Origin of the sequence: Nocardioides sp. NPDC057577, from assembly GCF_042801335.1 — a bacterium.
In the GTDB taxonomy this organism is placed as follows: domain Bacteria; phylum Actinomycetota; class Actinomycetes; order Propionibacteriales; family Nocardioidaceae; genus Nocardioides.
Genome location: NZ_JBHVGB010000220.1, coordinates 1 through 8,458, shown reverse-complemented (window position 1 = coordinate 8,458; position 8,458 = coordinate 1). Strand labels below are relative to the sequence as shown.

At 69.9% G+C, this 8,458-nt stretch carries 7 protein-coding genes; 3 read left to right on the top strand and 4 right to left on the bottom strand.

Annotated features, from left to right (window positions below):
* Positions 1-829, bottom strand: an 829-nt coding sequence (gene fdhD / locus ACFU7D_RS26950) for a formate dehydrogenase accessory sulfurtransferase FdhD (protein ID WP_378873167.1), incomplete at its 3' end; no start/stop codon positions are given.
* Position 830: 1 nt separating this feature from the next.
* The gene (locus ACFU7D_RS26945; protein WP_378873165.1) at positions 831-1,343 is read right to left on the bottom strand and encodes a hypothetical protein; all 513 of its coding nucleotides are present in this window, start codon (positions 1,341-1,343) and stop codon (positions 831-833) included.
* 194 nt (positions 1,344-1,537) lie between these two features.
* Between ACFU7D_RS26945 and ACFU7D_RS26940 the strand changes: the two genes are divergently transcribed.
* The gene (locus ACFU7D_RS26940; protein WP_378873164.1) at positions 1,538-2,464 is read left to right on the top strand and encodes a hypothetical protein; all 927 of its coding nucleotides are present in this window, start codon (positions 1,538-1,540) and stop codon (positions 2,462-2,464) included.
* 15 nt (positions 2,465-2,479) lie between these two features.
* Positions 2,480-3,244: a hypothetical protein gene (locus tag ACFU7D_RS26935; protein ID WP_378873162.1), complete on the top strand. Its 765-nt coding sequence runs from the start codon at positions 2,480-2,482 to the stop codon at positions 3,242-3,244.
* On the opposite strand, the gene ACFU7D_RS26930 is transcribed toward ACFU7D_RS26935, so the two are convergent.
* Together ACFU7D_RS26930 and metH are read right to left on the bottom strand one after the other, a co-directional pair.
* Positions 3,157-3,573 carry a TIGR03668 family PPOX class F420-dependent oxidoreductase gene (locus ACFU7D_RS26930; RefSeq protein ID WP_378732864.1) on the bottom strand — a complete coding sequence of 139 codons (417 nt, stop codon included), beginning with the start codon at positions 3,571-3,573 and terminating at the stop codon, positions 3,157-3,159. The genes ACFU7D_RS26935 and ACFU7D_RS26930 overlap by 88 nt on opposite strands.
* A gap of 11 nt (positions 3,574-3,584) precedes the next feature.
* A complete protein-coding gene (metH, locus tag ACFU7D_RS26925) occupies positions 3,585-7,241 on the bottom strand; it encodes a methionine synthase (protein ID WP_378873169.1) in 3,657 nt (1,218 codons plus the stop codon).
* A 246-nt stretch (positions 7,242-7,487) separates the two neighbouring features.
* On the opposite strand from metH, the gene ACFU7D_RS26920 reads away from it, so the two are divergent.
* Complete coding sequence (locus tag ACFU7D_RS26920) at positions 7,488-8,336, top strand: PAC2 family protein (RefSeq protein WP_378873160.1); 849 nt, start codon at positions 7,488-7,490, stop codon at positions 8,334-8,336.
* The last annotated feature ends 122 nt before the right edge of the window (positions 8,337-8,458 follow it).

The window sequence follows — 8,458 nt, the reverse complement described above, 5'->3', positions numbered from 1 at the left end:
CGGGAACGGGCTCGATCCGGTCGGTGCCTGCGTAGATGTTCATCGAGGAGCCGCGCAGGAACCCGACCAGGGTGAGGCCGTTGTCGTCGGCCAGATCGACGGCGAGCGAGGAGGGGGCCGAGACCGCGGCGAGCAGCGGGATGCCGGCCATCACGGCCTTCTGGACGAGCTCGAAGGAGGCGCGGCCGCTCACCATCAGCATGCTGTTGCGCAACGGCACCAGGCCCTCGCGCAGCGCGTGCCCGATCACCTTGTCGACGGCGTTGTGACGGCCGACGTCCTCACGTACGCAGAGCAGGTTGCCCTCGGCGTCGAAGAGCCCGGCAGCGTGCAGGCCGCCGGTGCTGTCGAAGACGCGCTGTGCCTCCCGCAGCCGCTCGGGCAGGACCGCCAAGAGCTCGGGGGTGACCCGCAGGGTGTCCTCGGCGACCGACCAGGCCGAGGACGTACGCACCGCCTCGAGCGACGCCTTCCCGCACAGGCCGCACGAGGAGGTCGTGTAGAAGCTGCGCTCCAGCGAGGCGTCGGGCGGCGGGACGTGCGCGGCCAGGCCGACGTCGACCACGTTGTAGGTGTTGCCGTCGTCGGCGGTCGCGCCGGCGCAGTAGCGGACGCTCGCGACGTCGTCGGCCGAGTGCACGACGCCCTCGCTGACCAGGAAGCCGACGGCCAGGTCGAAGTCGCCGCCGGGAGTGCGCATCGTGACGGTCAGCGGCCGGCCGTTGACCCTGATCTCCATCGGCTCTTCGGCGGCCAGCTTGTCCGGCCGTCGCGAGATCACGCCGTCACGCACCCGCAGCACGGGCCGTCCAACTGTCACTCTTCCCATGTCAGCTCCTGTGGTGTGGGGTCGGTAGGACGCGGCCCTCGCCATGACCGTCGATGGCCCGTGCCCGGATGCCGAGGTCACAGCAGAAGCCCCGGCTGCTGCGCTTGAGGCAGAGGAGCCCTACACAGCGCCCGTCCTCGACCACTGCCAGCCTGCGGCAGCCGTTGCGGGTCATCCACGTCCAGGTCTCCCAGAGATCGGCGCCGGGGACGACCGTGCGCCCCTCCAGCGTGCCCATCGTCCTCGCCGGGGCGTCCCCACTCACCTCGGCCTCGTGCGGTTCGATGACCGTGAGCAGTGTGCGGTCGTCGACGACGAGCGCCGCGTGCACGTGGTCGTCGCCGAAGAGATCGCGTACGTCGCGACCGGTCGCCGTGGCCGGGAGCAGCTTCGGCCGGCGGACCATGGCGTCGGCCACGGTCGCCTCACCGGGGGCGTACGCGACCCGTCCGCCGCCGAACTCGACCCCACCCTCGTGGCGGGTGGTCGACTCCTCGATCCTGCTGAGGGGCACCTGTCCTCTTCTCGTTCGCGCTGCCGGTCCTGGTGAACACCACGGTACGCCGCACCCACAGCCCTCGTCGCCGCCCATCCGGGTCCCGGGACCATCCTGTCATCGGCCCGGTGCCGCCAGATGAGCCGTCGACTCGGCACGGGATCGCCCAGCCACGTACGATCTGCCTACCTACGACTGGGGCCGGAGGTTCCGTGAACGAAATCCAGCTCAGCGACCTGACCCTGGGACGCCATCTCGCCCAGGGCTCCCAGGGCCGCATCATCGAGCTGGCCGACCACCCCGGGACGGTCGCGAAGCTCTACCGCACGCGAGAGCGCGGCCTCGTGGACGGCCGTGCCCTGGCGGAGCTGGTGCGCATCCGCGGGCTCGTCGAGAGCGAGGGTCTGCAGGTAGACCATTTCGCCGCCTGGCCGCACACGGTCGTGCTCGACGGGCTGCGCACCGCCGGCTTCCTGATGCAACGGGTCCACGACCCGTTCCTGGCCGGCTTCGGCCCCACCACCGCCCTTGCGGAGCTGGGTCTGCTCGTTGACAGCGGTGACGTACGCAGTCCCGGGATCTACGAGCGGGTGCTGCTGATGCGGGCGCTGGCCGCGGTGATGGACGCGCTGCACCGGCAGGGCCTCGTCCTCGGCGACCTCTCGCCGCGCAACATCGCCTGGTCGGTCTCGCCTGTCCCCCGGGTGATGCTGCTCGACTGCGACGGGATCCGGCCGGCCGGCGAGGACGGCGTGCTGCCGCCCGCCGACACCCGCGGCTGGGAGGACCCCACCAACGCCGGTCTACCGCCGACCGCCGACAGCGACCGCTTCAAGCTGGCCCTCACGATCGCCCGCGTGCTCACCGGCGACCGCAACGCTGCCCCCGGCCTCCGGCCGGACCTGACCTTCGCCGGCGAGGCCGGCATCCTGGTCGGTCCGCTCACCCGGCTCATGGACCAGGCCGCCGGCCGTCCCGGCCTCCGTCCGACCGCGTCGCAGTGGGCCACCGTCCTGGACGCACGCGGCCCCTGGGCCGGGGCCGCCCCGCCGCAGCCCCCGGCCCAGCCGGCGATGCGCTCCCGCGGTTCCTCTCCCAGCGGGGAGATCCTGCGACCGTTCCGGCGGCCGTCGCGTTGATGGCGGGGAGACCGCGTGCTGGAGGCTGAGGCCGAACGCCTCCTCGACGACGAGCTCGTCGAGTGGCTCGCCGACCTGGTCGATCCGGCCCTGGTCCGGCGGGAGTCGCCCAAGGCGCGGCTGCAGGGCCTGGGCGTCGCCGTGATCCACCGGATCGGGGTGAACGAGACCTTTGGGCTGCTGCACTTCCGCGACGGGCTCGAGCACAACCCGCTGCCGCTGCGCGATCCCGAAGGGTTACGCATCGTCCTGGTCACCAGCCGTGGCGAGGACCTCACGGTCGACGACGTCGAGTTCGTCGACTGGAGCCGCGACGACGACTGCCTGCGCTGCCGGACGGTGCTGTCGGGCTGGGAGCCCCCGCCCCTGGACCCGACGGCCACGATCACCTCGGTCGGCAGCCTCCACATCGCCTACGACCACGCCGATCGCGCGGGAATGACTCCCGAGCAGGTCCTGGCCCGGCTCAGGCCGGCAGTCGCCGAGGCCAACGCCGCCTTGGCCTCCTGGGACGGCGCGAGCGTCGGCGCCTACTGGTATCCGGCCACCGAGACCTGGGCCCATGTCGTCCCGCTGCGCCTGGATCCCGCGGCCGAGCCGGTCGCCGGCGTGCTCGTCCGTCACCCGGACGGATACCACCTCGTCACGATACTGACGCGGCGTACGGCCTTCTGGAACCTGGTCAGCGTCGGTCAGGTGCCGCCGGCCTGGCTCGACCAGCCCGACCAGCGAGTGACCTCCACCGCGACCACCGGACCCGCCGGCGGCCGCTCGCGATAGTCGGCGTACTTCGCGACCAGCGGTGCCAGGTCGTAGCTCTCGTGCACGCTCGCCACGCCGTCGGCGCGCGCCCACCACAGCTGGTCCCAGTCGTCGTCGTACTCGTCGACCAGCACCGAGACCGCCGGGTTGGCGGCGATATCGTCGAGCCGTCGAAGCCGCGTCGTCGACTTCGGCTTGTGATCGACAGCAGTCATGAGTACGCCACCGGCCAGCGCGAACACGATCGGCACCACCCGCGGTGTTCCGTCCGCGGACACCGTCGCCAGCCGCGCGACGCGGGCCCGCGCGAACCGCACCCGGGCCCACTCCTCGTCGCGTCGCACCATCGGATCCGGGCTCAGTCCTCCGGGTCGTAGCCCAGGTTGGGCGAGAGCCAGCGCTCGGCCTCGGCCATCGTCCAGCCCTTGCGGCGGGCGTAGTCGGCGACCTGGTCCTGGCCGATGCGGCCGACGACGAAGTACTGCGAGTCGGGGTGGCCGTAGTAGAGGCCCGAGACCGAGGCGCCGGGCCACATCGCCATCGACTCGGTGAGCTCGATGCCGGTCTTCTCCTCCACGTCGAGCAGCGACCAGATGGTCTGCTTCTCGGTGTGGTCGGGACAGGCCGGGTAGCCCGGGGCGGGACGGATGCCGGAGTACTTCTCCGCGATCAGGTCCTCGTTGGCCAGCTCTCCGTCGCCGCCCTCGTCGGCGGCGTAGCCCCAGAACTCGGTGCGTACGCGCTGGTGGAGCCGCTCCGCGAACGCCTCGGCGAGGCGGTCGGCGAGAGCCTCCACCATGATCGCGGAGTAGTCGTCGAGCTCGTCCTTGAACGCCTTGACCCGCTCCGGCAGGCCGATCCCCGCGGTCACCGCGAAGGCGCCGACGTGGTCGGCCCCCTCGCCGACCGGCGCGACGAAGTCGGCCATCGACTTGTTGGAGATGCCCTCGCGGTGCTGGCCCTGCTGACGCAGCTGGAACAGTGTCGCGCGCTCCTCGGTGCGCGAGTCATCGGCGTAGACGACCACGTCCTCGCCGGTCGAGTTGGCCGGGAAGAGGCCGTAGACGCCGCGTGCCTCGAGCCACTTCTCCTCGATGATCCGGTCGAGCATCTCCTGCGCGTCGTCGTAGAGCTTGCGCGCGGCCTCGCCGGTGGCCGGGTTGTTGAGGATGTCGGGGAAGCGTCCCTTCATCTCCCAGGCGTTGAAGAACGGCTGCCAGTCGATGTAGTCGCGCAGCTCGGCGATCGGGTACTCCAGCAGCGTGTGGGCGCCGGGCTGCGCCGGCTCCGCCGGGAGCTTGGAGAAGTCGATGTCGGGCTTGTTGGCCTTCGCCTGGACGTACGTCAGGGACACCCGCTCACGCCGCTCGGCGTGGCGCTCGCGGAGCGAGTCGTAGTCGACCTTGACCTCAGCCATCAGCTTCTCGCGACGCCCCGCGTCGAGCAGGGCTGCCGCGGTCGGCACCGAGCGGGAGGCGTCCTTGACCCAGACGACGGGTCCGTCGTAGGCCTTGTCGATCTTGACCGCGGTGTGGGCTCGCGAGGTCGTGGCGCCGCCGATGAGCAGCGGCAGGTCGAGTCCGACGCGCTGCATCTCGGTGGCGAAGCCGACCATCTCGTCCAGCGACGGCGTGATCAGGCCGGAGAGGCCGATGATGTCGGCGTCGTGCTCCTTGGCGGCGTCGAGGATCTTCTGCGCGGGCACCATCACACCGAGGTCGATCACCTCGTAGTTGTTGCACTGCAGCACCACACCGACGATGTTCTTGCCGATGTCGTGGACGTCACCCTTGACGGTAGCCATCACGATGGTGCCGTTCTTGGTCTCGACGTCGCCCGGCTTCTTCTCGGCCTCGATGAACGGGATCAGGTAGGCGACCGCCTTCTTCATCACCCGGGCGCTCTTGACGACCTGCGGCAGGAACATCTTGCCGGCGCCGAACAGGTCGCCGACGACGTTCATGCCGTCCATCAGCGGCCCCTCGATGACCTCGATCGGGCGGCCACCGCGAGCCGAGATCTCGGCGCGGAGCTCTTCGGTGTCGGACTCGACGTAGGCATCCAGACCCTTGACCAGCGCGTGGGTGATCCGCTCGCCGACCGGCAGCTCGCGCCAGGCCTCGGCCTTGGCCTCCGCCTCGGGTGAGTCCTTGTTGAACTTCGAGGCGATCTCCAGCAGCCGCTCGGCGGCGTCGGGACGCCGGTTGAGCACGACGTCCTCGATCCGGTCCCGCAGCTCGGTGTCGACCTCCGAGTAGGGCACCAGGGCGCCGGCGTTGACGATGCCCATGTCCAGGCCCGCCTCGATCGCGTGGTAGAGGAAGACCGCGTGGATCGCCTCACGCACCGGGTTGTTGCCCCGGAAGGAGAAGCTCACGTTGGAGATGCCGCCGGAGACCTTCGCCCCGGGGAGGTTCTGCTTGATCCAGCGGACGGCCTCGATGAAGTCCGCGCCGTAGGTCGCGTGCTCCTCGATCCCGGTCGCCACCGCGAACACGTTGGGGTCGAAGATGATGTCGTCGGGCTCGAAGCCGACCTCGTCGACGAGGATCCGGTAGGCCCGCTCGCACACCGCGATCCGGCGTTCGTAGGAGTCGGCCTGGCCGTCCTCGTCGAAGGCCATCACGACCGCGGCCGCGCCGTAGCGCTTGCACAGCTCGGCGTGCTCGACGAAGGACTCCACGCCCTCCTTGAGCGAGATCGAGTTGACGATCGGCTTGCCCTGGACGAGCTTGAGGCCGGCCTCGATGACCTCCCACTTGGAGGAGTCGATCATGATCGGGACCCGTGAGATGTCGGGCTCGGAGGCGACCAGTGTCAGGAACCGGGTCATCGCCGCGACCCCGTCGATCATGCCTTCGTCCATGTTGACGTCGATGACCTGTGCGCCGTTCTCGACCTGCTGCGCGGCCACGGACAGCGCGGTGTCGAAGTCGCCGGCCTTGATCAGGTTGCGGAACTTCGCCGACCCGGTGATGTTGGTCCGCTCCCCCACGTTGACGAAGAGGCTCTCCTCGGTCACGGTGAACGGCTCCAGGCCGGAGAGCCGCAGCGCGGGCTCGACCTCGGGCACGTCGCGGGGCGCGACCCCCTCGACCTGCTTGGCGATCTCGGCGATGTGGGCCGGCGTGGTGCCGCAGCAGCCGCCGACCAGGTTCACGAACCCGGCGGTGGCGAACTCGTGGACGTGGCCCGCGGTGTCACTCGGGCCTTCGTCGTACTCGCCGAAGGCGTTCGGGAGCCCCGCGTTGGGGTAGCAGGAGACGAAGGCGTCCGCGACCCGGGCGAGCTCAGCGATGTAGGGGCGCATCTCCTGAGCGCCGAGCGCACAGTTGAGGCCCACCAGGAGCGGGTCGGCGTGGCGAACTGAATCCCAGAACGCCTCGGTGACCTGCCCCGACAGGGTGCGGCCGCTGGCGTCCGTGATCGTCCCGGAGATCACGACCGGCCAGCGGCGGCCGTACTCCTCGAAGACCTGCTGGACGGCGAAGATCGCCGCCTTGGCGTTGAGGGTGTCGAAGATGGTCTCGATGAAGATCAGGTCCGAGCCGCCCTCCAGGAGCGCGCGGGTCGCCTCGGCGTAGGCATCGCGGAGCTGCTCGTAGGTGACGTTGCGGGCGCCGGGGTCGTTCACATCCGGGCTGATCGAGGCCGTACGCGTCGTCGGGCCGAGCGCGCCGGCGACGTAGCGCGGCTTCTCGGGGGTCGAGTAGATGTCCGCGGCCGCACGAGCCAGGCGCGCGGCCTCGAAGTTGATCTCGTAGGCGAGATCGGCCAGGTCGTAGTCGATCAGCGAGACCGCGTTGGCGTTGAACGTGTTGGTCTCGATGATGTCGGCGCCCGCCTCGAGATATTCGCGGTGGATGTCCTCGATGATCTGCGGCTGGGTCAGGTTGAGCAGGTCGTTGTTGCCGATCAGGTCGGAGTGCCAGTCCTTGAACCGCTCGCCGCGATAGCCGGCCTCGTCGGGACGGTCACGTTGGATCGCAGTGCCCATCGCACCGTCGAGCACCATGATCCGCTCCTTCAAGGTGGCGGTCAGGGTCTCGGTGACATCAGGGCGCAGACTCACTCTTGTTTCCTCTCCCGGGCGGGCACGGTGGTGTGCACGGCTTTGCCTGAAACACGCTACGGCGTAGGTGCGCGGGCTATGCCATTTCATTCCGAATCCTGACACCGGGAGTCCACCAGGTGGGAATTCAGAAGGTGTACGCAGGGTGAACGACGCCGCCTCCCTGGTCCCGGTGACTAGGGTGGAGGTGTGATCGAGATCGAAGAGACCCGCGACCTGGTCGATCCTGTGGTGATCGCCGCGTTCGAGGGCTGGAACGACGCGGCCGACGCCGCCTCCGGCACGGTTGACCATCTGATGGACGTCTGGCACGCGCGGGTGGTGGCCGAGATCGATCCCGAGGACTTCTACGACTACCAGGTCAACCGGCCGGTCACCGCCACCGACGAGAACGGCTTCCGTTCCATCACCTGGCCCACCACCCAGATCGCCGTCTGCTCCCCGCCCGACCTGGACCGCGACATCATCCTGGTGCGTGGCATCGAGCCCAACATGCGCTGGAAGCAGTTCGTCGGCGAGATCCTGGAGTGCGTCGACGAGCTCGGCGGTCAGCTCGTGGTGACCCTCGGCGCGCTTCTCGCCGACGCTCCGCACACCCGGCCGATCCCGGTCTCCGGCACCGCCACCGAGCCCGACCTCGTCGACCGCCTCAAGCTCGACTCGCCGTCCTACGAGGGTCCGACCGGCATCGTCGGTGTGCTCCAGGAGGCCTGCATCCAGTCCGACATCCCCGCGGTCTCCTACTGGGCCGCGGTCCCCCACTACGTCGCCGCGCCGCCCTGCCCCAAGGCCACCCTCGCCATCGTCAACAAGCTCGAGGACCTTCTGCAGTGCTCCATCCCGCTCGGCGACCTCCCCGAGGACGCCCGAGCCTGGGAGCGCGGCGTCAACGACCTCGCCGAGGAGGACGAGGACGTCTCCGACTACGTACGCTCCCTCGAGGAGGCCCGCGACACCGCCGACCTTCCCGAGGCCAGTGGCGACGCGATCGCCCGGGAGTTCGAGCGCTACCTCAAGCGCCGCACCGACGACAACTGACCCGCTGGTCGAGCCCGCGAGCGCCAGCGAGCGGTGTCGAGACCAACACGGTCCCATCGAGCGCGGACGGTGGGCGGGTTGGCCTCGGCACGCCACCGCCTAGCGGCTCCGGCGGCTCGACC

Coding starts and splice junctions, on each gene's coding strand:
- ACFU7D_RS26930 (WP_378732864.1), bottom strand. CDS start 3,573: ATGGTGCGACGCGACGAGGAGTGGGCCCGGGTGCGGTTCGCGCGGGCC.
- metH (WP_378873169.1), bottom strand. CDS start 7,241: ATGGTGCTCGACGGTGCGATGGGCACTGCGATCCAACGTGACCGTCCC.